The organism is Gracilibacillus xinjiangensis (assembly GCF_042651765.1).
GTDB lineage: Bacteria > Bacillota > Bacilli > Bacillales > Amphibacillaceae > Gracilibacillus > Gracilibacillus xinjiangensis.
Window position 1 is genome coordinate 139,738 of record NZ_JBHSDT010000008.1, and the last position, 22,563, is coordinate 162,300.

Genomic DNA, 22,563 nt, shown 5'->3' on the forward strand with positions numbered 1-22,563 from the left:
GAGTCCCTCGATTGATGGTATAGTGTCTGGTTTGGATAAAAAGTAAAAATAAATTAGGAAAAAGCCTCATTTTATGACAAAGGAGCGAATCGTTTGGAAACAGAACAATTGAAGATTTTCGACAATAAAGGAAATGAAATAGGCGCAGCTACCCGAAGCGATGTACATAGGCTGGGATACTGGCATGAAGTGTTTCACTGCTGGTTTGTTGGCAAAGAGGAGGATACCAATTATATTTACCTTCAATTACGAAGTGCCAATAAGAAAGACTATCCTAACCTTTACGACATAACTGCTGCAGGGCATTTATTAGCAGATGAAACGGTAGAGGATGGAGTTAGAGAGATTGATGAAGAGTTAGGGATTAGTGTCAGTTTTCAAGAATTGACCCCATTAGGTGTGATCCATTATTGTACGACAAAAGAAAATTTTATTGATAAAGAAATTGCCAATGTATATCTATTGAAAACTAATAAAAAAATGGAAGATTTCACTTTACAAAAAGAAGAAGTCGCGGGAATCGTTAAAGTGAAATTTACCGATTTTGAAGCATTGTGGATAGGTGAGAAAGATAAGATAGATATTAGCGGATTTGCGATAAATGATATTGGTGAAAAAAAGTTTGTTGAAGATCGTGCAGGGAGAGATAAATTTGTACCCCATCAGGCTGATTTCTACCAAACAGTTATTGGGAAAATAAAAGTTCACCTCTAAGCAGATTGCAAGTTTCCGTATACTGTAAGGACACCGCGACAGATAGTTGATAGTATGTTTAGATTCTCAAAAGATCAAAACATACTTTTTTTTGAGAAAAATTTTCGAAATTGAAACTTTCCATGTGATCTGTTGACTCTAAGTTAGTGAAAGGAGGGTAACATGGTGAAACATGATATTAATACAGTAAAGAAAGCAATGAATGGGGATGCTAGAGCTTTTGAGGAATTGCTTATTAAGGAAGAAAGAATGCTGTATTATAAAGCACTTTCTTATGTGCGTTCAAAAGAAGACGCATTGGATGCAATTCAGGAAACATCTTGTAAAGCATTCTTGGCAATCGGTCAATTAAAGAATCCGGCATATTTCTCCACATGGCTGTTCAGGATCCTTATCCGTGAGTGTTACAGTCTCTTAAGAAGCCGGGATAAGATGATTCCATATGAGGAGAATGAATTATTAAAAAGATTGGATCGCGAGCAGGAGGAAGAAATAGAATCTTTTTATTTAAGTGAGGCGTTATCCAAACTACGATCATCCTACCAGACTTGTCTCATCTTATTTTATTATCACGACCTGTCGATTTCAGATATCGCTGAAGTCATGGAAAAACCTGTTGGTACGGTAAAAACATACTTACGCAGAGCGAAGAAAAATTTAAAAAGTGAGTTGGAAAGGAGTTATAAATTAAATGAAAAAATTACATGATGAGACGGAAAATTTTCCACAGACAGATGTTCGATCAGCTATTCAGGCGGGGATTGTACAAGCGGAGGAACAAATAAACAGTAAGACCAAGTATAGGGAGAAAAGCAGAATGAAAAAGAGTAGACAAAAGATTTTGTATGGTTTGGGAAGTGTTGCAGCTATGTTTACTATATTAGTTGGCTCATCCTACTTATCACCAACATTAGCAAGCAGTTTGTCCCAGATACCTTTTATTGGTTCTGTTTTCGGTAACTCTGATTTAATTGGATTACAACAAGCACAAGAGAATGGCTTAACAAGTAGAATTGGGGAAACACAGACGGTTAATGGCATTTCGGTTACGCTTGATGAAGTTTTATATGCTCCAAATAAAATTACAGTTGGTCTTATTATTGAATCGGAAAAAGAACTTGAAGAAGAATACTTTGGTGCAGGGATGGATGTAACAATAAATGGAAAATTACCGGCAAGTTCCTCTGGCAGTTACGGTGAAGAAATCCAATCTTCTAGAGTTCGCACAGCCATTCAGGAAATCGCTGTATCCGAGGATTTACCAGAGGCATTTGATCTCGGATTAATTTTACACGGAGAAGATGGGGAAACATGGTATTTCACTACACCGATTGAAAAAATTACTGACATGGAACAAATACCTGTTCAACATACACAAAATGCTGATGGCGTGGAACTTACTGTAACAGAATTAACATTAAGTGAAGCTGGTGTTAGTATGTCCTTTGAGAGTTTGGAGGAAGGAGATAACTTTGAATTAAGTCGTGGACAATATATTGAATTCATGATAGTAGACCAGGATGGAAATAAAATAACAAGTTATTCAGGCGGAGGATCAGGAGAAATAGTGAACGGTAAAATGGTATATAAAAGCAGCAAAGAATTTGATCCAATTGATTCGACTGTAACTGAATTAACAATTACTCCATATTTAGCCCTTCCTGCTGGTGGAGGAGGAGTAGAGGTGGATGAAAATGGTGAATCAAAAGAGTTAGAGTTTGAAGGGAATACTTTACAGCCGATTGAATTTGAATCATTCAAAGTAAAAATACCACAATAAAAATCTTATATGTAATCTAAGGCTTCTACCACAAAAATCTGGGTAGATAGCCTTAGTTTTATTCTATATAAAAATGGCAAGTTTTAAAGAGTAATATGGATTTTTATGTTAAAATTGGATGGTGTAAACTTATATAAAGTTGGTGGTAGAAATGAGAGTATTGTTAGAGATCCTCCGCATTATCTTAATATTCGGCCTGCTTGGTGGAGTTGGGTGGGCACTTATTGAAAACATCTATACAGGTAATCAACAAATTGAAAAATATTCATGGCTTGGAGGAATCGCATTATTTGTATTACTGTTTGTCCTATACAGAAATAAGTGGCATTTTTCTGGGTGGTATCATGGCAAAGGCAGGGTGAAATTATCAAGGCCTGTAACTTTGGCATTAGTTGTTATTTCCGTATTTTTATTTAGTGTACCTTTTGTAATTAGCGTGTTTTAGCAGGGTGGTTGCGAAGTAAAATGACTAAATAGGAAATATGCTAAACAAGTGAGGTGTCATCATTGCAGCCAATTCAAATCAGTGAAATACCCGACACTATAAAGCAATATGCTGGAGAGATCCATTCCATCAGATTTCCCCAACAAGGCTGCACATCTGATCTGGGAATAATTGAATGTAACGGAATTTCATTGGCATTGAAAAGGGCGAAAGATCCACTATACAACGCTTGGCTAAAAAAGGAGCATTTTGTGTTGCGTTGCTTGTCGACAGAGACAACAATACCAGTACCGAAAATAAAGAAACTTGATATCGATAGTGACAAGACTCAAGTTTGGCTTCTCATGGAGTTTTTGGAAGGAAGAACACTAAGAACAGCTCTATCGAAAGAAACGAATCAGGCTGTGAGAAGCGAATTGATTTATAACTTCGGAAAAATGCTACATCAAATACATTCAACAGCATGTCCTAAAGAGTTAATGAAAGAAGAACCTTGGCTGGAGGCTATGTTAGCAGATGCCGAATATAATTTAGCCAACTACAAGGTTGACGGATCAAAGATATTACTTGAAAAAATATCAAGCAATAAACCGAAAGCATTTGCACCAACCTTAATTCATGGTGATTTTACGATGGACAATGTTCTCGTTGAAAATGGAAAAATATCAGCGGTGATCGACTGGGCTGGAGGAACTTATGGCGATCCAAGGTATGATGTTTCGCTTTCAATCAGACCTAAACCTGGTCTGTTTGAAAGCGAGAATGATAAAGAAATGTTCTTCCAGGGTTATGGTAAGAAGATCATCGATAATGAGGAATATGAGTATTTTGCTAACGGTCTATATGAGTTTTTTTAGAATGGAATGTTGTGAACAACAGGAACAATACTCCATACTCCCTGTTTTATTATTTATAATTTATACATGAAATCATGCCTCTTAAATCATACTAATGATGGGAGGCAGATTAGTATATGAAAATAATAGGTATGACGATCTTTTTTTTGTTATTTCATTCAATCCATATTTCCAGTGATGCAGTGGACTTGGTGGTTACCTATCAAGGGGAAGCGATTGCGAATGTTAGTAGAGCGGAAGTGAGTGTGCCATTTTTTGATGAGCCAGTAATTGATGAAGAGAAATTGAAACAGCTCATGGAGGAAATTGACAAAAAAGTTTACCAAGAAGCAGTTGATGCAACGATTAACGAAAATGGAGCAATTGTTCCGGAAAAAGCCGGGTATCAAATGGACCGGAAAAAATTTAGAGAGATGTTATACAGCTATTTTTTTACCAATGATTCTGCTAAGGTAGAAGTCCCAATGATGAAGATTTTCCCCAATGTTGACAGTGAGCTGCTTGCAAATATTCGAACACAGCAAATTGGTCAATATGTAACCTATTTTAATCATAAAAATGAGGAAAGGTCTCATAATATTTTCCTTGCATCTGAAGCGATTAATAACCATGTTGTTTTTCCTGGTAAGACCTTCTCGTTTAATAAGGTTGTTGGAAAAAGGACGGAAGAGAAAGGTTATTTACCTGCTCCTGAAATTGTAGAAGGAGAATTAACGGAGGGAATAGGCGGAGGAATTTGCCAGGTGTCATCTACATTGTATAATGCCGTGGACCGTGCTGGTGTGCAAATGATTGAGCGGTATTCCCATAGCAAGAAAGTTCCCTATGTCCCGCCAGGCCGTGATGCAACGGTCAGCTGGTATGGACCTGATTTTACGTTCAAAAATAATTTGAATCAGCCATTGCTTATTCGGTCTAAAACAATAGATGGTAAAGTAATGATTAACATTTTTTCATCCGAACAAATTGAATATACACCGCGTGAAGTGCCTGATGCTTCCTAGCAGTTCACAAAAAGAGGCAAAAAGTCGACCTGATAATGGATCGACTTTTTTTAATATTATTTAAATACAAGAATAGGATAGTAATACAGGGATGTAATTAAAAAATGCAGTTGGAGGAGATTAGACTTGATTATTTCTTTTGAAAATAATAAATCTTACAAAACAAAGTGGATAAATCTATTTTGTAAGCGTTTACCTAACAAGTGGAGAAAGGAGTTTTTACAAGTATTGAAAACAATTCGTTAGATTACTTTACATTATTATTGTCCGAATAAAGGTTCAGACATAAAATAATTTTAATCAAACACTTCATCGAGTTTTCAGTGGGCTGGTATTCTTAACAAAAATATCAACAATTTTAAGCTCAAAATACAAAAAAAAGAATATAACGGGGTGAGAGAATGTCAAATGGTTTGCTTAAAATTCAGAGTTTACGAACTTCTTTTAAAATAAAAGATAATTATTATGCAGCGGTTGATGATGTCACACTCGAAGTAAATAAAAATGAAATTGTCGCTATAGTTGGAGAATCAGGCTGTGGCAAAAGTGCACTCGCATCTTCTGTAATCGGGTTACACAACAAAAACAGAACGAAGATCGATGGTCATATCTACTACAGAGGCTATGATATTGCCAATGCAAGCGTGTCTGAATTAAATCAATTACGCGGTTCGGAATTAGGAATGATCTTCCAAGATCCGCTAACAGCACTTAATCCTCTAATGATTATTGGAGAACAAATTGAAGAGACATTGTTGTTGCATCAGAAAATGACGAAGCAGGAACGGAAAAAAAGAGTGCTGGAATTGTTGAACGATGTAGGAATTCCACGTCCTGAATATACATTTAACCAATATCCACACCAACTCTCTGGTGGAATGCGACAAAGAGTGGTAATAGCAATTGCCATTGCAAATAATCCGAGCTTATTAATTGCTGATGAACCGACTACTGCTCTGGATGTAACCATTCAATCACAGATACTTGATTTAATCATGAAATTAAAAAAGGAGATGCATGCAGGAGTGATATTGATCACCCATGATCTTGGTGTTGTAGCGGAGATGGCTGACCGAGTTGCTGTTATGTATGCAGGTCAGATCGTTGAAATGGCACCAGTAACTGATTTATTTGACAACCCGCAACATCCCTACACACGCTCATTACTTGAATCTGTACCACAAGCCTCGTCCAAACAAGACCGGTTATATGTTATTCAAGGAGTTGTCCCGCCATTACCAAGCTTGCCACGTACAGGATGCCGATTTAAAACGCGAATCCCTTGGATCTCAGAAGACGTCCATGAAAAAGAACCAACATTACATGAAATCAACCCAAACCATTATGTAAGGTGTACGTGTTATAAACATTTTCACTTCTTAGATGAAAAGGAAGGAGGATTTACTCATGGCGCTTCTTAAAGTCGAGGATTTACATGTACATTTTCCCATCCGAAGTGGCTTGCTTAAAAGGGTGGTTGGCCATGTGAAGGCGGTCAATGGTGTTTCACTAGAATTAAAGCAAGGAGAAACCTATGGATTAGTCGGTGAATCAGGTTCTGGTAAAACAACGACAGGGCGAGCAGTTATCGGATTAAGTGAAGTGACTTCAGGCAAAGTTGTTTACAATGACCAGGATTTAGTTGGTGTGAAGCGATCAAAAACAATTCAAAAAGAAATACAAATGATTTTCCAGGATCCTTATTCTTCTTTAAATCCGAAAAAGCGTGTTTTGGATATAATTGCGGAACCGCTGCGTAATTTTGGAAGAATGTCAAAACAGGAAGAGTATAGTCGTGTAGGAGAATTACTTAATCAGGTAGGTTTAAGCAGTGAAAGCATATTGAAATATCCTCATGAGTTTTCTGGTGGGCAAAGGCAAAGAATAGGCATTGCTCGTGCCATTGCATTACATCCGAAACTGATTATTGCCGATGAGCCAGTTTCTGCCCTGGACGTGTCGGTACAGGCACAGGTTTTAAATTTTATGAAGGATTTGCAAAAAGATTTGAATTTAACTTATTTGCTTATTAGTCATGATTTGGGAATTATTCGGCATATGTGTGATCGAATCGGAATTATGTATAAAGGGCGTTTGGTAGAGGAGGCGAGTGCGGAAGAAATCTATCAAAATCCGCAGCACATTTATACGAAACGATTAATTTCATCGATTCCAGATATTGATCCGAAAAACCGCGAAAAGCGAGCGGCATTAAGAGAAGAAGTGAAACGTGACTTTGATAAAACCATTGCAAATTATTTTGATGATGATGGCATTGCTTATGATTTAAAACCAGTATCTCACAGTCATTTTGCTGCATTGCCAGGGGAGGGACATTAGATGTGGACATTTACCATTCGGCGGGTCCTGATTATGCTTCCACAGATTCTTTTATTAAGTGTTGTGATCTTTATTTTAGCCAAAATGATGCCGGGTGATGCACTAACAGGTTTAATTGATCCTAATATTGGCCCAGAGGCAATTGAGGCACAGCGGGAAAAGCTTGGCTTAAATAACCCATGGTATGTGCAGTATTGGAATTGGATAACAAATGTTTTTCAAGGAAATCTCGGGCAATCCTTTCAGCATAAACTGCCAGTATCTGAATTAGTTAATCAGCGACTAATCAATACTTTCTGGCTTTCTGTCATGACATTAATTTTAACATATGCTATTGCAATTCCACTTGGTTTAATTAGTGGTCGCCATAATGATACGGTTGCTGATCGATTGATTACTGGGTATACCTATATCGGATTTGCTGCCCCTATTTTTATTTTTGCTCTTCTGATGTTATTTCTCTTTGGTTTTCAGTTAGGCTGGTTTCCAACAAGTGGCAGTGTTGAACCGGGTATGGTTCCTGGCACACTCGATTATTTTATAAGCAAGCTTTATCATATGCTGCTTCCAGCACTATCAATGGCTCTCATTACGACTGTATCAACCGTCCAGTATTTACGAAGTGAGATAATTGATACAAAGCAGAAAGATTTTGTCTTACTTGCCAGGTCCAAAGGTGTCAGTGAGTCCCGAATTTACCGGAATCATATTTTCCGCAATTCCTTGCTGCCGGTTGCCGCATTTTTTGGCTACGAGATTACCGGTTTGATCGGTGGATCCATTTTCATTGAAAATATATTCAGTTACCCGGGAATAGGACAATTGTTTTTAAGTTCATTAATGCAGCGGGATACAAGTGTTGTGACAGCACTCGTACTGTTGTTTGGGATCGCATCAATATTAGGTGCATTGATTTCAGACATTATTTTGAGCATTATCGATCCTAGGATTCGAATGAAATAGCATGGAGGAGGTGGGAAGATGTTTCAATCAGAAGCAGTGGAACAAAAACCAATGCGAAGTCCATCAAGTTGGAGTATTTTATGGCGTGAGATTGTACGGGATAAAATTGCCCTTATATCGCTTATTTTCTTAGTGGTGATTATGACATTTGTTTATGGGATTTCTTTTTTTCTTAATCAATCTGAAATTGTTAGAGTTGATTTATTTGCCATTCATGAGCCGCCATCGGAAAATTTCTGGCTTGGGACTGACTATGGCGGTCGGGATGTATTTGGTCAATTAATCATTGGTACGAGAAACTCCCTCTCTATTGGGATTCTGGTAACACTTATTAGCGGGATTGTCGGAATAACAACTGGCATCGTATCCGGCTATTTTGGGGGAACGATTGATAATGTCTTAATGCGCATTTTAGATTTCTTTATGATTCTTCCAACATTAATGATTGTCATTGTTTTTGTTAGTGTTGTTCCCAATTATGGGGTGATGTCCTTTTCCTTTATCATGTCAGCTTTTTTATGGATGGGGATTGCCCGCTTAATTCGTTCCAAAGCCTTGCAAGAGAAAGAGCTGGATTATGTTAATGCATCTAGAACACTAGGCTCTTCTCATTTAAAAATTATTTTTACACAAGTGTTGCCGAATATCAGTTCATTGATTATTGTCACAATGACTTTGAATTTGGCTGCCAATATTGGGTTAGAATCAGGGCTTTCCTTTTTAGGCTTTGGTTTTCCAGAGAGTACACCCAGTTTAGGGACACTTGTCAGCTATGCGAGAAACCCGCAAACATTGGAGTTTCGCTGGTGGATATGGTTACCTGCATCATTATTAATTTTAATTCTGATGTTGAGTATAAATAACGTCGGTCAAGCATTGAAACGCGCGACAGACGCAAAACAAAGAAGAGGATAAAAAAGGGAGGAATGAGAATGTCAAGCATAAGATTTCGTTGGTTTTTCTTCGCATTGGTTACAGCGGTTGTTATGGTTCTGGCAGCATGTAGTGAAAATACGAATCAAACAGAGGTAGATGATCCGGAAACGGATGTAGAAAGTGAAGAGACAGAAGAAACAGAGGAAACCGGAGGAGATGCGGAAGAAGAAGGCGAAGAAGCAGATGGACTCTACTCTATTGATGATTTCACCAATATAAAAGGGGAAGATGGAACACCAATTGAAGGTGGTGAAATAACCTTCGGACTTGTTTCAGATACTGCTTTTGATGGTATATTAAATTTCAACTTCTATGACGGTAATCCAGATGTTCAAGTATTAGAATGGTTCGATGAAGGTTTGCTGACATGGGATGAAAATTTCGTGTATACAAACGATGGAGCTGCCACATATACCATGTCAGAAGATAACAAAACGGCTACCATCACGATTCGGGACAATGTAAACTGGCATGATGGGGAACCAGTAAAGGCTGAGGACTTGTTATTTGCACATGAAGTAATCGCACACCCTGATTATGATGGGGTTCGCTTTGATGGCACACTTAGAAATGTGGAAGGCATAGAAGCATATCATAATGGAGAAGCAGATACGATTTCCGGGATTGAAATAGTTAATGAGAAAACGTTAAAGATTACTTACAATGAAGCAACCCCTTCCCTAATAACAGGTGGTATTTGGACCTATCCATTAGCAAAGCATATTTTCGGTGAGATGAATGTTGCTGACATCTCTTCTTCTCCGGAAGTACGCCAGCATCCGATTGGCTTCGGTCCATATAAAGTGGAAAGCATTGTACCAGGGGAATCAGTCGTTTATTCAAAAAATGAGGATTATTGGAGAGGTGAGCCAAAGCTTGATCAAGTAACATTAAAAGTAATAAATCCAAATGTGGTCGTAGAGGCACTGAAAAAAGGGGAGGTGGATTTAGTCAGCAGTTTCCCTGTTGATCAATTCCCTGACAATGCAGAAATGTCTAATGTGACATGGCTTGGTGTAACAGACCGTGCTTATACGTATATCGGATTTAAGTTAGGAAAATGGGATGATGAGAATGGTGTCAATATCTATGATCCTGAATCCAAAATGGCGAATGTGAATTTGCGTAAAGCGATGGCACATGCAGTTGATAACAATACCGTTGGGGAAAGGTTCTATCATGGCTTAAGATGGGCTGGTACGACATTAATTCCACCATCACACCCTGAATACCATGATAGTGAGAATGAAGGCTTAGCTTATGATCCGGAATTAGCGAAACAACTTCTCGATGAAGCTGGTTATGTTGATACAAATGGGGATAATTACCGTGAAGATCCTGAAGGTAATGAGCTTGTGATTAACTTTGCCTCGATGAGTGGCGGTGAAATAGCAGAACCACTAGTCCAATATTATATTCAGGCATGGGAACAAGTCGGATTAAATGTAAAAATGCTGGACGGACGCCTGCATGAATTTAATTCATTCTATGATCGTGTCGAGGCGGATGATCCGGATATCGATATTTATCAGGCAGCATGGAATGTTGGAATTGATGTGGATCCAGGTGGCTTATGGGGCGAGCAATCTTTTTACAATATGACCAGATGGACTAATGAGGAAAATACACAATTAATTAATGAAGGATTATCTGAGGCGGCATTTAATGTGGAGTCACGAATTAAGACTTACAAGGAATGGCAGCAATTAATGGTGGAAGAAGTACCAGCCTTCCCGACATTATATCGAGCTGAACTTGTCCCTGTTAATAATCGTATCCAAAACTATGCAATCGGTGATGGACATGGAATTTACAGACATGAAATAGCCGTAACAGCAGAAGAGCCGGAAGCGGCAGAATAGGAACATAAGGAAACAGGCCTCTTCCTTGTTTTTGAGAGCGGGAAAGAGCCTGTTTCTTTCTATTTTGTCATAAGCAGGGAAGGGCATACAGAATAGCAAGTTTCTATATGCGCCTATGATTATTGTTGTTGCTGGTCATGTGCTTCGTCTTTTATTTCTGCTCTCATTCCAGCAATGGCTTCTTCTCTGCGACGGTTTTTTGCAATAATATTCTCTTTTTCTTCGCCTGATGCAAATTTCATTGTATCATGTGCTGCTTCAATATTTTCAATGGTATCTTGCACCTTTTGCTGTAACTTTTCCACATTATCTGAACGATCATCAGGGTTCGGCTGGTTATGATGGTTTACCATTTTCATTCCTCCTTGAACTGTTGTCCATTTTATTATTAGTAAGGACGAGGGAAATATGTATGGATTGTTTTGGTTTGAATTATTTAAAATGGTTTTCTATCCCTCAACTGCCTTATGATGACATCTGATTAACGATTTGAGGGTGAGTTTTCAGCATAAGTATTCTTATAAAGAGAAATAATATGATCCGGAGCATTCATCAAGTATATTAAAAGTTACTGGAGTGGAGAGATCCATGGGTTCAAGAATCATCCATTTAATTATTGGCGATAAAGTAGGAGAGTCTTTGGCGATAGAAAATAAAAATAAATTTCTTCTTCCATAAAAAAGTGGAGTATGAGGAAGTTAGCGTGCAGCAGAATAATTAAGGAAAAACAAATGGAACAGAATTATTCTGCTCCTTTTGTTTTTAGTAATCATCTGCATTATTGTGGTGCAATGGCGGTGGAATTAACCAGCCTTTTTCTTTGTTTAGGCGGAGGACTTTTCCTCCTAATGTTGCTTTTTGCGTATGGAATTGTCCGAACATCATCGCAATATCTTCACGAATGGATTGCCCCATAATCTGGCTGCATGTAACTAGGCCTGCTGCGATTGTTGCTGATAAAGAGGCAGCAATTTCCTGATCCAGAAAACGCGCACCTGCCGGAATGTCCTCGATACGTGTGTTAGGACGTTCTGGAGGAGTTGGCGGTAACCCGATGCCATTTTCTTTTAATAATGTTTCAATTTGCTTGATTTCCTGTTGACTACCATCAATTGCTTCCTGCAATAATTTCTTAAGATCTTCATCACCAGCATGGTTTAGTTTCGTCTGATAACCTGCAACCGTACCTTTAGCTGACGACAGAAACGCCCATGTTGAAAAAACTTCACCATAGTGCATAGGCTCATTCGCTGGATTTCCACTTAAAACTCCCATAAACACACTCCTTAATGTATCTTTAATTTTCATATAATTACTTCTCCTTGCCGAAGCGGAATACAAAGAAAGTATTTGTAAAAGGATACGAAAATATACATTTAATCAAAGATCCTTAATAAATATTTCAGTGGATGTGAGAAAATTTGCTTAGACATTTTATTTTAATTAATATTCGATGATTCGTTGGAATTTTATGTTAAAATAGAAGGGAAAATGAGAAGTTCGAAACAAAATAAAAAGGGCTGGAGAGGTTAAGTTGAAAAAAAACATTGTTGCTGTATTCATCAGTTTGCTCATAATAACTGCTGGTTGTTCCGTTAAGCAAGAGATGGATAAACCAACAATAGCGAAAAGTCCAGATTCCCAATATGAGACCACATTAAAGGAATTAGGTTTAGGGATGGTATTTAATTTTGATTTTTATTTACCCAGTGCTGATGAAAGGTGGGTTACACTTTGGGTAGAAAGGTACAAACAAGGCGAAAAAGAAGCGGACCCTGTAGCGAAATTTTCTTTCGGTAACAGTCCAAATGAAGTGGATGAAGGAGCATTGGGGTTTGGAATCATTAATCCTGGCAGAGACAATCCATTAGTATTTCTTTATGCACCAGGGGTAACCGCTCAGCCTGCTCAGGTGGAGAAGCAGTCAATCAGTAATCATAGTTCATGGGATTATGCGCTAGGTGATGAAGAAATAGAATTAGACCTGGGCGAAGCAACCTTGTTGGCAGCCTATCGAGAGACAGAAGGTAACTCAATCGAAATGGTCGATTTACAAGATGAGCGATCGGTAAATAAAATGATTCATGAAGATGAGATGGTACTGTTGTTTAAGATAATGGTGGAAAAAGAAGGCAGAGACAACCAATAAATTCTGTAGTAAACAAATAGTCAGGCGCATAAAGGGCAAGTCCAATTATGAGAACGATGAGGAGATGTTCGATGAAAAATTTTCTTTTAAAAAGTATGAGCATTGTTTTTTTCCTTTTATTAGTGGGATGTCAGCTTAACACCATTACAACCAATAATGCTACGAAAGGTTTTTCTGAGCCGGGATCATCTGATTGGGTGGCCTACATGAAGCCAATCAGAGAGTATATGTACTACCGAACGCAAGCGGTGATCAATAAGGATATAGATATTCTTTGGGCAAAATACCCGGAAATTAAAAACGACAGGGATTTTGAAAAAGGGATCAATGTGGAAAAAGATGAGTTGGATTCATTGAATATGGGTTTTGAATTAATTGATGCCAATTATGATATAGAAGCATATGAACCAATCAAAGTGAAGACAATCAGTGAGGAGGAAGTGGTAGCTCTTGTTCATGCTAGTATCGTTTATTTAAGCAATGATTTCGAAGAATCTGGAGGTGAATATTTAATAGAGATTTCTTTAGTAAAGGAAGAGGATCAATGGACGGTTGTGAAAACGGATGAGTATACCATGCCTGAGTACAAAGAATGGCTGGAGGAGTAGCAAAAGACGGATTTATGCAAACATGATACAGAAATTTTTGGGGGATGGGGTGAAAATATGAAGCTTGCTGTAAATTATTCTTTGGAGACAGAAAAATTGGTTAAAGATTCTGTGATCGACATAGATATGTTTAAATGTCCCGATTTTAGTAAGGAATTGATTGATAATGCGAAGCAAACGAAGCCTTGTTATGTTCATTTTGCCTTAAATGCTGGTGATAATCAAATGAATAAAGTGAATTGGACTGCAATCGAAGCATTAAGAGAAGAAACAAATACACCATTTGTCAATGTACATGCGGTTGCTTTTGTAAAGGATTACCCTGACATGGATACTTTTACATCGAATCCTGTTCATATTAATCGAATAATAGATGCAGTCATCAAAGATTTGGCACCTGTTATGGATAAATTCGGGGCAGAGAATGTAATGATGGAGAATGTGATATGCAGAGGCGAAAACGAAAATATGATGAGGGCGATTATAGAGCCGGAGATCTTAAGTGAAATTATGCAAGAGACAGGTTGCGGATTATTGCTGGATACCGCACATGCGCAAATGACCTCGAAATGTCTTGGATTAGATGTGAAACAATATATTTCACAACTTCCATTGGACCAGCTGAAAGAACTTCATATAACTGGTATTCAGCCAGATAATAAGGGCCGTTTACATGATAGTATGCCGATGACTGATGAAGATTGGGATCTCGCTAAATGGGTAATTCAACGAATAAAAGCTGGTTATTGGCAGGAGCCATGGGTGGCAGCATTTGAATATGGCGGAGTTGGTCCCATATTTGAATGGCGAACAGATGAAGAGGTACTGGCAAAACAAACGCCTATTTTATATGAATTAGTCAAATAGTTAGATGCTGGTTAATTTTTTATAAAAGGAAAAGTTGAATTCATGATGTGGTGGAAAAGGAGTGTATGGCATCTGCGTCTTTATATTTTTCTCCATGTTGGTTAATTATTCATTGATACTTTCTATCTGTTCGCTCACATTCAACATTCCTAATGCGCTTACTGTTGTACATATATTTGATTTACATGGAAAGACACAATTACTAAATGGCCGCTAACAATTCAGCCTTAACCATTTAACCAATGGGGCATTTTATGAATAAAAAAGGGAGATGGATGCTATGATTACTGGCTTACATCATGCACAGGTGACTATTCCCAAAGGTGCAGAAGAAGAAGGGAAAAATTTTTACTGTGGAATTCTTGGTTTAACCGAGAAAGAAAAACCGGAATCATTAAAAGGCCGTGGAGGATTTTGGCTGGAAGTCGGAGATCAGGAAGTGCATATCGGCACTGAGGATGGTTTTGACAGATTAACGACAAAAGCTCATTTAGCTTATCAGGTAGAAGATATTTCATACTGGAGAAGTGTGCTAAAACAAAATGGAATTCAAATGATTAAAGGGGTCCCCATTCCGGGCTATGAACGATTCGAGTTCAGAGATCCTTTTGGGAACAGGGTGGAAATGATTCAAGAATTACCGCAAAGAATTTAATATCTGCAATCGGATGTGTTGTTCAGGTTTAGGAAAGATGTATAGCTTTACAAAAAATAAACCTATTTTGAGCGATTCTTATTCGAAGCAGGTTTATTTTTTTACATTAAATGCGGTGACAGAAGTTATTTAAAAATTTGAATTGGCTATCATCCTTTAGGAAATTGGAAAGGGAAAGAGAGAAACATATCATACTAGCAGCAGAGAGAGACTTGGTGAATTTGGGAAAAAGCAAATGCAAGGAAATAAATATTAAAATGTAAATACGGAAACAATTGACAAACGAAGGGGTTGGCGATTATTACCTATTTAAATTTGTTTGGTCTACTTATATGTTTGATTACCATTCTATTATTTTTCATTTTCTGTTTCCAGGTTCTTGTGTTTTTGATCAAAAGAAAGAGGTTTCCGAAAAAAATGCTGATTGCCATCATGATTGGAGTCATTATTGTTTCGGTACAGTTTGGATATAATAAATATTTTTTTACTTTCAATGATAAAGATGGGGAATTATATAAAGAGCCAGTACCTTCACCAAATGATACATATAGCGCCAGCGCCTATTACATGCCATATGGCGGTGCGGCCGGCGGTGTGAAAATATGGGTTGAAATTACTGATCCGAATGAGGAAGACATAGAAAAGACGGTATATTATGCAGAGGCAAATGGCAACTTTTCGATGGAGTGGAAAGATGAGCATACCTTATCCATAGTAAATCAAGAACCTGCGTATCCAAGTGAAGACAGAAGTGTGGAACTGAATGTGGAAAAAGAGATTTACCATGATAGAGGCCTGGCATGCGACAGTTGGATAATGAAGAGTGAGTATGATACTTGTTTGAAGAAATAGAGGAAGAGATGACGTTATTAAAAAATAACTCAAACATCCTCCCAATCGGATGGTTATGGAGGCTTAAATAAAAATTATTTTCTTTGATTAATCAAGCGGACGAGTATTTCATCAAGCAAAACGGGATGAAAAAAATGAACAACATGACTATGACATTTTCGTTTAAGATAAGAATAGTGAAACCAACTTCAGTAAGGATTATTAGGAGGAGGGGAGATCGTTTGCAAGCTCATACTGTCTTTATCGTCTCAGGCCCGGCAGGAGTTGGAAAGTCAACCACTTCCAAACAGCTTGCTAAAAAGCTTCCGTTTAGTGCCTTCATTTCTGGTGATCTTGTTTCCCACATGCATATAGGCGGGCGGCAGAAGCCTTGGAAAAGCCAAGAGGAAACCTCGTTAATTTGGGAAAATATTTTAAGTTTAACTAGAAACTTTTTGAAATATGGGAATGATGTGGTGATAGATTATGTTACATTCCCAGGTGAAGCGAGATGGTTGCATGAGAAATTGCTGGATGTTGAATCGGAAGTACACGTTAAATATGTCGTTTTGTGGACAGACAAAGATACTTTAGTGAAAAGAGACAGCATGAGAAAAGAAGAGTACCGAATGGGGGACAGATGTCTTATCCTTGTTGACGAATTTCATCATTCGGGACTGGATAAACGGCATATTTTAGATACTAGTGAGAAGTCTGTTAGGGAACTTAATGAGATTCTTGCAGAGATCATCGATAACGAAAGATTCACTATAAGAGAGTAACGGTAAGGATAAGTAGCATGAGTGATTTTAAATGAAACGATAACAGATTTTTAACGTAAATATACTGAGGTGAAAATTTATGATTCATTTAAACTTACTCTTTATTTTATTATTAATCACACTACTTGCTCGTTATATAGTAAACGAAGCATTTGAGCCAGAGATATTCGCTATGACTTTTCTCTTTCCAGTTGCAGCTCTTGTTTTGTATGTTATTGGGAAAAGATTTGAAGTGAGAGAGCGTAATTATCAACCTGATGGAATTGCAGGCTGGTCTTTTTACAATATACAAAAATTATTTATGATTCGAAAGCCATTGTTTAAAGAGAAGGAAAAAAGGGGTTATATAAAACGTTACTTTCAGCAGAAATGGCAATATATCATTGCTGATATTTTTGGTTCTCACTGGTACTTGTCATTGGAAATCCTCATCGACGAAGATCTGTATGATATGCGCTGGTACCGTGAAAAATGGTTTACACAGCAGGACCGATGGAAGATATATAAAAATGGGGAGCTTGTAGGAGATGCGCGTACACTTATCAATTGGAAGAACACAACAAAATTGAAAGAAGTATTGGAGTACAGGTTTGATGAGCAATCGTATAAATCGGCGGCATCAACGGTAACATCAACCATTTCCTTAACTCATGGTGATCAGGTGGCTGGATCACTGAAACGTAACCATTTAATGAGCGGCATTCAAGTAATCGATACACAAGAAGACCGACCTGAATGTATTGTCGCATTAATCCTGCATTCCTATTATTTTAAAGGTAAATAACCGCTCGCTATATTAAGGCTATATGTTGGTTTAAAATAGTGTGTTTATCAGTGGGAAGGATATGGAAAATATGCTTAGAGGTGGTGTAAGATGAAGCGAATCAAGGTTTATCATTATGATGCATTTAGCAGTAAACCGAACAAGGGTAATCCTGCGGGAGTAGTTTTAAATGGGGATGAACTAACAGAGGATGAAATGCAAGAGGTAGCATATAAGGTAGGGTTTAATGAGACAGCCTTTGTGGTGAAAGCAGAGGAAGCCGACATGAGACTACGCTTTTTCACACCAGGTCATGAAATGAACCTATGTGGTCATGCAACAGTGGCGACGGTTTTTGCTTTAAAGAGGAAGGGTTTACTGGGTAAAAAAGCAAATTTAAAAATTGAAACAAGGGCAGGAGTTTTGCCGGTAACACTTATTAAAACAGCTGATGACGGCATCCGGATTACGATGAAACAGGCTGCCCCTCAATTTGAAAAGTTTAGTGGTTCAAAAGAAAGCTTAGCTCATTCAATAGGTATAGAAGAAAAAGAGATTGATCACACTTTACCGATTTTATATGGAAGTACAGGAACTTGGACACTATTACTACCTATTAAAGAATTAAGTGCATTTAATAGGATGGAACCTGACAATAAGGAGTTTCCAGCAATTTTAAAAGAAATGCCGAAAGCATCTGTACATCCTTTTTGTATGGAAACTTATGATCCGTCTGCAGACATGCATGCACGTCATTTTTCTTCACCTTACTCTGGTACAATTGAAGATGCAGTAACAGGGACTGCTTCTGGGGTGATGGGAGCATATTTTGCAAAATACATCAATAATCACTGGCATGAACCTCTCCATTTAGTAGTGGAACAAGGGCATGAGCTGAAAAAGGACGGACGAGTTTTGGTTCAGGTTTCACAAACGAATGATCAACTTAATGTTGAGATTACAGGAAATGCAGTATATGTACAGGATTTTGATGTTTTGATAGGCGATGAAAATATAGAACGGAGGTAATATCATATGATTAGTAGTTTTTCTATTCCGGGTATTATTATGCTATGCATCGTGGTTGCTCTTATCATTTTATTCATCATATCCTTCACACTCTTTATCCGCAGATTGCTTAACAATATTTCTGTCACAAGCAATCAGTCAGATCAAATGGAGAAGAAACTGGATAGAATTATAGAATTGCTGGAAGAAAATAAGGGCAGATGACACAAAGAATATGAAAGACTAGGATTGGTTAGGGAATGGATAAGAGTGGTCCTGATTTAACGTCAAACTATCGATATCCATGTAAAATTCTCAGCTAAGAGCGCATCATAACGTCAAAACAGGCAAGAGCCCGGGTAGTTTTGCAGTTAAGAGCGCATCATAACGTCAAAACAGGCAAGAGCCTGGGAAGATTTGCAGTTAAGAGCGCATCATAACGTCAAAACAGGCAAGAGACCTGAGAGATTTGCAGTTAAGAGCGCATCATAACGTCAAAACAGGCAAGAGCCCGGGTAGTTTTGCAGTTAAGAGCGCATCATAACGTCAAAACAGGCGAGAGTCTGGGTAGATTTGCAGTTAAGAGCGCATCATAACGTCAAAACAGGCAAGAGCCCGGGGAGATTTGCAGTTAAGAACGCATCATAACGTCATGATTATCCTCTTTCCTTATATCGGGTCAGTTTTTTCTGCCACTAACTGCTAATAAATACATTTGCATGGATTCAGCTGATGTGATTATCCATTCTCGATATTCCTTGACAGCTCGTGCCCGTTCTTCTTCCCTTAGATAACCGTCAGCAACTAATTGATGTCCCCTTGACTCAGCTACTTCTGCCCAAATATTGATCTTTGGCTGGAAATCCGGATCTTTTTTTGAAACAGTTTCATGTTGTACGGAAATTTCTATATCAGTAAGCCCAATAGCTGAGAACATTTCTGCCAAATGATCAGCGATTGCATTATTCATCCCGGCATCTGATCTCCAGTTAAGAAAAGCTTGATAGAAATGGTTCATGCTTGTCGGGGCTTCAGGTTCCCACTTAATTTTTTCGTGATTATAATCAAGAACAACGACATGACCTCCGGGTTTGGTTGCACGCGCCATTTTACTAAGTGCCATATCAGGGGCAGTAAGCCATTGCAATACCCTGGCAGCCGTTACGACATCAAATTGATTTTCCTCCTCCAGCTTATATAGATCTTTTGTTTCAAATGCTAGATGGTCAATCTCTTTGAAGTTATTGCTTGCTGATTCAATAAACTGCTTGTTTTCATCAATTCCCAATACCTTTCCTGGTGCCACCTTTTTGGCAATATCTGCTGTTATCACACCAGTTCCACAGCCAATATCGAGCACGTTTTTTCCCTTTTGCAAAAAGTCTGTTAATCGCTGATGGGAGTTTTGTAAGGAACGTTGGTCAATAATAGATGTGGTTCTTTTTGGCATCTGGGCACGATTCCGAGCGATTTCTTCATTTTTCATGGTAAACACCACCTTATCATTGATTAACTAAAAAACCCCGTCTCTATATAAATATAAGAGACGAGGCATTGCTCGCGGTACCACTCTAATTGATTATTGATTAAGACAATAATCCACTCATTTTTATAACGGAAAAATCCGGCATCCCTTACTATTTTCAGGGAAGCTGCTTTTGGATGAGTTCAAAGGTGACAGCTGCCGATTTCCACCAACCAACGGCTCTCTGAAAGGTTATCAGCCTTTTACTATTTCCAGTCTTTGCATTTTTAGTATTTATTTTAAAATATCATATATTAGGGAATTGCCATTGTCAACAAAAATTTCTAAAATGTGTAAAATATTTTGGGGTATTTATGCTATTATGGAAGGTGAGGTAGAAACTGGGATTTTAGGCTTTTGTTACGGAGATAAGGAGCGATTATTTTTGCATATAGTTTTGAAAAATTAGATGTATCCCTTTTGATAGCGTTTCTTTATTATTGGTATTGAGTTCAAATTTCAGTAGGCCGGCAGTTGGATCAATAGGCAGATTGTAAAAATGATGATTTGCTTTTATATTTAAGCAAATCGCTTTCAGAGAAAATATAATTGGAGAGAAGCATAATGGGACTTTATATAACGAATGAACTCGATAAAAAAGCGAAACAACATGTTAATGATGGACTCTATCAATTTAATTTAAGGCATTTTCCGGAAGATTTAAGTGGCAGGTACGAAGATATCGGTTTGTTTATCAAGGATGATACTGGCGATGTTTATGGTGGGTTAATTGGTGCAGTATGTTGGAATTGGCTGGAGATCTATCAATTATTTCTGGATGAGAAGATTAGAAACCAAGGCTATGGAACGAAATTACTATTAGAGATTGAAAACATGGCAAGAGAGAGAAAATGTGATTATATCAAACTCGATACATTGAGTTTCCAGGCATTAGACTTTTACAAGAAACATGGTTATGAAGTTTTTGGAAGTATTAATAATGTTGGCAGAGAGCATGTGCATTATTATTTGAAGAAGGATTTGGGCTAGAAAAACGGGAGAAATATGGAGGATAGGGTAATATGTTAGGATGGAAGTGCAGGGTAAAATGCAAAGGATAGTTTTCAGTAAATAAGGTAAGAAAAATCGAAATGCAGGTGATCGAAGTTGGTAAACAATAACCTTTCAATGATGATCGCTACAATAGTTAGTTTCCTGTTTAACTAGCGGAAGATGAAATCATGAAGAGTCTTAGCACCATTATTTTTTCCTTGTGAGATTGCCTGCCCGAAACTTTGGAATTTGACTTGGGCTGCTATTTCTATACAGCGACACTTGTGAAATCGTTTTATGTAAGAGGGAAGGAGGTTATTCTAGATGCAGGATGGTAAAGAAAGCCCGGAATATAGACGAGAGAGAATGAGGCAGGAGGAATTAAAGCATCCTTCCAGCAGCGTGCATGGGAGCGGATTGTCCGATTTAGTTGGTGGTTTAGGTTGGAAAGGCACTTTAATTATCGTTATTGTTCTTATTTTAGCACTCATAATCTACTCGTTGTTCTTTCGTTGACCGATCGGCAGAGGTTATGAAAGTGAAAAGCTTAATTCTTATGGTAACGAGGGATGAGAATTTCAGGCGTGAATGGAACAATTTTCTTTTTTAAAAGGGAAGTTTCTGAGTAAAATTGATCTTCCGAGGGGAGATATGAGGATGATTTACGATTTACCGGGTGATACAAATATGTCACCAATTGTTGGAATGTTATATGCAGCAGTGAAAGAAAACAGTGAACGGCTGCGATTAATAACAAATGGGATGTCACAAGAAGAGGTGGATTTCAGAGGTCAAAATAATAATTTTAATAGTACAGCACAGTTAATAACACACATTACATATGTTGATCTTAACTGGATTTTTAGAATAAGAGATCAATCACTTCCTCTTTCATTAATAGAAGATTATGGACCAATGTTGGGGGAAGATAATAGACTTCCAATGGTTGAGGGGGTCTCTTTGAATACACTTCTTACTAAACGTGAAAAGGTTTTAGGGATGCTGAGAGATGCATGTATTCAATTAAAGGATGAAGAGTTAGATAGAGTGGTTGCATTTGGTCATGAAAACGAAAAGCTTGCAACCATTCGGTGGGGCCTATGGCATATGGCAGATCACAATCGCTATCATCAGGCCCATATTAATCAGCTGAGAAAATGGTATAACTGAAGGGTTTTTGGAGTATGTCTAAACAACAAAGGTCAGAAAGTAATATAGAGGCATTCAAGCCTGCTTTCAATGCCAAAGTAGAGATCAGAAAGCATTGTCCAGGCATTCAACCCTGTTTTCAATGCCAAAGTAGAGACCAGAAAGCATTGTCGAGGCATTCAAACCTGTTTTCAATGCCAAAGTATAGGTCAGAAAGCATTGTCGAAGCATTCAAACCTGTTTTCAATGCCAAAGTATAGGTCAGAAAGCATTGTCGAAGCATTCAAACCTGTTTTCAATGCCAAAGTAGAGCCCAGAAAGCATTGTCGAGG

The 22,563-nt window shown here is 37.9% G+C and carries 26 protein-coding genes and 1 other annotated feature; of the genes, 23 read left to right on the top strand and 3 right to left on the bottom strand.

The window, feature by feature from the left end:
• Positions 1-93: 93 nt before the first annotated feature.
• From ACFOY7_RS11745 to opp4A, 11 genes are all read left to right on the top strand, one after another.
• A complete protein-coding gene (locus ACFOY7_RS11745; RefSeq protein ID WP_390252281.1) occupies positions 94-714 on the top strand; it encodes an NUDIX hydrolase in 621 nt (206 codons plus the stop codon).
• Between the two features lie 162 nt (positions 715-876).
• A complete protein-coding gene (locus ACFOY7_RS11750) occupies positions 877-1,422 on the top strand; it encodes a sigma-70 family RNA polymerase sigma factor (protein ID WP_390252282.1) in 546 nt (181 codons plus the stop codon).
• A complete protein-coding gene (locus tag ACFOY7_RS11755; RefSeq protein WP_390252283.1) occupies positions 1,406-2,494 on the top strand; it encodes a DUF4179 domain-containing protein in 1,089 nt (362 codons plus the stop codon). Before ACFOY7_RS11750 ends, ACFOY7_RS11755 begins: the two co-directional genes overlap by 17 nt.
• 151 nt (positions 2,495-2,645) lie before the next feature.
• A complete protein-coding gene (locus tag ACFOY7_RS11760; protein WP_390252284.1) occupies positions 2,646-2,939 on the top strand; it encodes a hypothetical protein in 294 nt (97 codons plus the stop codon).
• 53 nt (positions 2,940-2,992) lie between these two features.
• Positions 2,993-3,796: a phosphotransferase family protein gene (locus ACFOY7_RS11765; protein WP_390252285.1), complete on the top strand. Its 804-nt coding sequence runs from the start codon at positions 2,993-2,995 to the stop codon at positions 3,794-3,796.
• 116 nt (positions 3,797-3,912) lie between these two features.
• A complete protein-coding gene (locus ACFOY7_RS11770; RefSeq protein WP_390252286.1) occupies positions 3,913-4,800 on the top strand; it encodes a VanW family protein in 888 nt (295 codons plus the stop codon).
• A gap of 401 nt (positions 4,801-5,201) precedes the next feature.
• Positions 5,202-6,221, top strand: coding sequence for an ABC transporter ATP-binding protein (locus tag ACFOY7_RS11775; protein ID WP_390252287.1), 1,020 nt, complete (start codon positions 5,202-5,204; stop codon positions 6,219-6,221).
• Complete coding sequence (locus tag ACFOY7_RS11780; RefSeq protein ID WP_390252288.1) at positions 6,208-7,140, top strand: ABC transporter ATP-binding protein; 933 nt, start codon at positions 6,208-6,210, stop codon at positions 7,138-7,140. The genes ACFOY7_RS11775 and ACFOY7_RS11780 overlap by 14 nt, the downstream gene beginning before the upstream one ends.
• Positions 7,141-8,103: an oligopeptide ABC transporter permease gene (gene opp4B, locus ACFOY7_RS11785; protein WP_390252289.1), complete on the top strand. Its 963-nt coding sequence runs from the start codon at positions 7,141-7,143 to the stop codon at positions 8,101-8,103. It begins immediately after the preceding gene.
• Positions 8,104-8,121: 18 nt separating this feature from the next.
• Complete coding sequence (locus tag ACFOY7_RS11790) at positions 8,122-9,018, top strand: ABC transporter permease (RefSeq protein WP_390252290.1); 897 nt, start codon at positions 8,122-8,124, stop codon at positions 9,016-9,018.
• Positions 9,019-9,035: 17 nt separating this feature from the next.
• Positions 9,036-10,901: an oligopeptide ABC transporter substrate-binding protein gene (gene opp4A, locus ACFOY7_RS11795; protein WP_390252291.1), complete on the top strand. Its 1,866-nt coding sequence runs from the start codon at positions 9,036-9,038 to the stop codon at positions 10,899-10,901.
• 119 nt (positions 10,902-11,020) lie between these two features.
• Here the strand turns inward: opp4A and tlp are convergent, their stop codons facing one another.
• Both tlp and ACFOY7_RS11805 read right to left on the bottom strand, forming a co-directional pair.
• A complete protein-coding gene (gene tlp / locus ACFOY7_RS11800; RefSeq protein ID WP_390252292.1) occupies positions 11,021-11,254 on the bottom strand; it encodes a small acid-soluble spore protein Tlp in 234 nt (77 codons plus the stop codon).
• Between the two features lie 409 nt (positions 11,255-11,663).
• Positions 11,664-12,176, bottom strand: coding sequence for a DUF3231 family protein (locus tag ACFOY7_RS11805; RefSeq protein ID WP_390254069.1), 513 nt, complete (start codon positions 12,174-12,176; stop codon positions 11,664-11,666).
• Positions 12,177-12,435: 259 nt separating this feature from the next.
• Between ACFOY7_RS11805 and ACFOY7_RS11810 the strand changes: the two genes are divergently transcribed.
• The 9 genes from ACFOY7_RS11810 (at position 12,436) to ACFOY7_RS11850 (ending at position 18,789) form a co-directional block, all read left to right on the top strand.
• On the top strand, positions 12,436-13,050 hold the full coding sequence (locus ACFOY7_RS11810) for a hypothetical protein (protein ID WP_390252293.1): 615 nt from the start codon (positions 12,436-12,438) through the stop codon (positions 13,048-13,050).
• A 71-nt stretch (positions 13,051-13,121) separates the two neighbouring features.
• The gene (locus tag ACFOY7_RS11815; protein WP_390252294.1) at positions 13,122-13,658 is read left to right on the top strand and encodes a hypothetical protein; all 537 of its coding nucleotides are present in this window, start codon (positions 13,122-13,124) and stop codon (positions 13,656-13,658) included.
• Between the two features lie 57 nt (positions 13,659-13,715).
• Entirely contained in the window at positions 13,716-14,525 is an 810-nt protein-coding gene (locus ACFOY7_RS11820) for a multinuclear nonheme iron-dependent oxidase (RefSeq protein WP_390252295.1), read from the top strand.
• A 280-nt stretch (positions 14,526-14,805) separates the two neighbouring features.
• Entirely contained in the window at positions 14,806-15,180 is a 375-nt protein-coding gene (locus tag ACFOY7_RS11825; protein WP_390252296.1) for a VOC family protein, read from the top strand.
• A 432-nt stretch (positions 15,181-15,612) separates the two neighbouring features.
• Positions 15,613-16,032, top strand: coding sequence for a DUF5412 family protein (locus ACFOY7_RS11830; protein ID WP_465260651.1), 420 nt, complete (start codon positions 15,613-15,615; stop codon positions 16,030-16,032).
• A gap of 221 nt (positions 16,033-16,253) precedes the next feature.
• On the top strand, positions 16,254-16,793 hold the full coding sequence (locus tag ACFOY7_RS11835) for a P-loop nucleotide/nucleoside kinase family protein (protein ID WP_390252297.1): 540 nt from the start codon (positions 16,254-16,256) through the stop codon (positions 16,791-16,793).
• 79 nt (positions 16,794-16,872) lie between these two features.
• A complete protein-coding gene (locus ACFOY7_RS11840; protein WP_390252298.1) occupies positions 16,873-17,577 on the top strand; it encodes a tubby C-terminal domain-like protein in 705 nt (234 codons plus the stop codon).
• A 90-nt stretch (positions 17,578-17,667) separates the two neighbouring features.
• The gene (locus tag ACFOY7_RS11845) at positions 17,668-18,585 is read left to right on the top strand and encodes a PhzF family phenazine biosynthesis isomerase (RefSeq protein WP_390252299.1); all 918 of its coding nucleotides are present in this window, start codon (positions 17,668-17,670) and stop codon (positions 18,583-18,585) included.
• Between the two features lie 6 nt (positions 18,586-18,591).
• Positions 18,592-18,789 carry a DUF4083 domain-containing protein gene (locus ACFOY7_RS11850; protein WP_390252300.1) on the top strand — a complete coding sequence of 66 codons (198 nt, stop codon included), beginning with the start codon at positions 18,592-18,594 and terminating at the stop codon, positions 18,787-18,789.
• A gap of 454 nt (positions 18,790-19,243) precedes the next feature.
• On the opposite strand, the gene ACFOY7_RS11855 is transcribed toward ACFOY7_RS11850, so the two are convergent.
• Entirely contained in the window at positions 19,244-20,050 is an 807-nt protein-coding gene (locus tag ACFOY7_RS11855) for a methyltransferase domain-containing protein (protein ID WP_390252301.1), read from the bottom strand.
• A 53-nt stretch (positions 20,051-20,103) separates the two neighbouring features.
• Positions 20,104-20,318 (bottom strand) — a binding site (T-box leader).
• A 335-nt stretch (positions 20,319-20,653) separates the two neighbouring features.
• On the opposite strand from ACFOY7_RS11855, the gene ACFOY7_RS11860 reads away from it, so the two are divergent.
• From ACFOY7_RS11860 to ACFOY7_RS11870, 3 genes are all read left to right on the top strand, one after another.
• A complete protein-coding gene (locus ACFOY7_RS11860; RefSeq protein WP_390252302.1) occupies positions 20,654-21,079 on the top strand; it encodes a GNAT family N-acetyltransferase in 426 nt (141 codons plus the stop codon).
• 327 nt (positions 21,080-21,406) lie between these two features.
• A complete protein-coding gene (locus ACFOY7_RS11865) occupies positions 21,407-21,598 on the top strand; it encodes a DUF6366 family protein (protein ID WP_390252303.1) in 192 nt (63 codons plus the stop codon).
• 141 nt (positions 21,599-21,739) lie between these two features.
• A complete protein-coding gene (locus ACFOY7_RS11870) occupies positions 21,740-22,252 on the top strand; it encodes a DinB family protein (RefSeq protein ID WP_390252304.1) in 513 nt (170 codons plus the stop codon).
• Positions 22,253-22,563: the final 311 nt, after the last annotated feature.

What these genes read in the sequence shown, in the direction of transcription:
- ACFOY7_RS11750 (WP_390252282.1), top strand. Translation starts at nt 877, where the DNA reads ATGGTGAAACATGATATTAATACAGTAAAGAAAGCAATGAATGGGGAT.
- ACFOY7_RS11755 (WP_390252283.1), top strand. Translation starts at nt 1,406, where the DNA reads ATGAAAAAATTACATGATGAGACGGAAAATTTTCCACAGACAGATGTT.
- ACFOY7_RS11760 (WP_390252284.1), top strand. Translation starts at nt 2,646, where the DNA reads ATGAGAGTATTGTTAGAGATCCTCCGCATTATCTTAATATTCGGCCTG.
- ACFOY7_RS11770 (WP_390252286.1), top strand. Translation starts at nt 3,913, where the DNA reads ATGAAAATAATAGGTATGACGATCTTTTTTTTGTTATTTCATTCAATC.
- ACFOY7_RS11775 (WP_390252287.1), top strand. Translation starts at nt 5,202, where the DNA reads ATGTCAAATGGTTTGCTTAAAATTCAGAGTTTACGAACTTCTTTTAAA.
- ACFOY7_RS11780 (WP_390252288.1), top strand. Translation starts at nt 6,208, where the DNA reads ATGGCGCTTCTTAAAGTCGAGGATTTACATGTACATTTTCCCATCCGA.
- opp4B (WP_390252289.1), top strand. Translation starts at nt 7,141, where the DNA reads ATGTGGACATTTACCATTCGGCGGGTCCTGATTATGCTTCCACAGATT.
- ACFOY7_RS11790 (WP_390252290.1), top strand. Translation starts at nt 8,122, where the DNA reads ATGTTTCAATCAGAAGCAGTGGAACAAAAACCAATGCGAAGTCCATCA.
- opp4A (WP_390252291.1), top strand. Translation starts at nt 9,036, where the DNA reads ATGTCAAGCATAAGATTTCGTTGGTTTTTCTTCGCATTGGTTACAGCG.
- tlp (WP_390252292.1), bottom strand. Translation starts at nt 11,254, where the DNA reads ATGGTAAACCATCATAACCAGCCGAACCCTGATGATCGTTCAGATAAT.
- ACFOY7_RS11805 (WP_390254069.1), bottom strand. Translation starts at nt 12,176, where the DNA reads ATGGGAGTTTTAAGTGGAAATCCAGCGAATGAGCCTATGCACTATGGT.
- ACFOY7_RS11815 (WP_390252294.1), top strand. Translation starts at nt 13,122, where the DNA reads ATGAAAAATTTTCTTTTAAAAAGTATGAGCATTGTTTTTTTCCTTTTA.
- ACFOY7_RS11820 (WP_390252295.1), top strand. Translation starts at nt 13,716, where the DNA reads ATGAAGCTTGCTGTAAATTATTCTTTGGAGACAGAAAAATTGGTTAAA.
- ACFOY7_RS11825 (WP_390252296.1), top strand. Translation starts at nt 14,806, where the DNA reads ATGATTACTGGCTTACATCATGCACAGGTGACTATTCCCAAAGGTGCA.
- ACFOY7_RS11830 (WP_465260651.1), top strand. Translation starts at nt 15,613, where the DNA reads ATGATTGGAGTCATTATTGTTTCGGTACAGTTTGGATATAATAAATAT.
- ACFOY7_RS11840 (WP_390252298.1), top strand. Translation starts at nt 16,873, where the DNA reads ATGATTCATTTAAACTTACTCTTTATTTTATTATTAATCACACTACTT.
- ACFOY7_RS11845 (WP_390252299.1), top strand. Translation starts at nt 17,668, where the DNA reads ATGAAGCGAATCAAGGTTTATCATTATGATGCATTTAGCAGTAAACCG.
- ACFOY7_RS11850 (WP_390252300.1), top strand. Translation starts at nt 18,592, where the DNA reads ATGATTAGTAGTTTTTCTATTCCGGGTATTATTATGCTATGCATCGTG.
- ACFOY7_RS11855 (WP_390252301.1), bottom strand. Translation starts at nt 20,050, where the DNA reads ATGAAAAATGAAGAAATCGCTCGGAATCGTGCCCAGATGCCAAAAAGA.
- ACFOY7_RS11860 (WP_390252302.1), top strand. Translation starts at nt 20,654, where the DNA reads ATGGGACTTTATATAACGAATGAACTCGATAAAAAAGCGAAACAACAT.
- ACFOY7_RS11865 (WP_390252303.1), top strand. Translation starts at nt 21,407, where the DNA reads ATGCAGGATGGTAAAGAAAGCCCGGAATATAGACGAGAGAGAATGAGG.
- ACFOY7_RS11870 (WP_390252304.1), top strand. Translation starts at nt 21,740, where the DNA reads ATGATTTACGATTTACCGGGTGATACAAATATGTCACCAATTGTTGGA.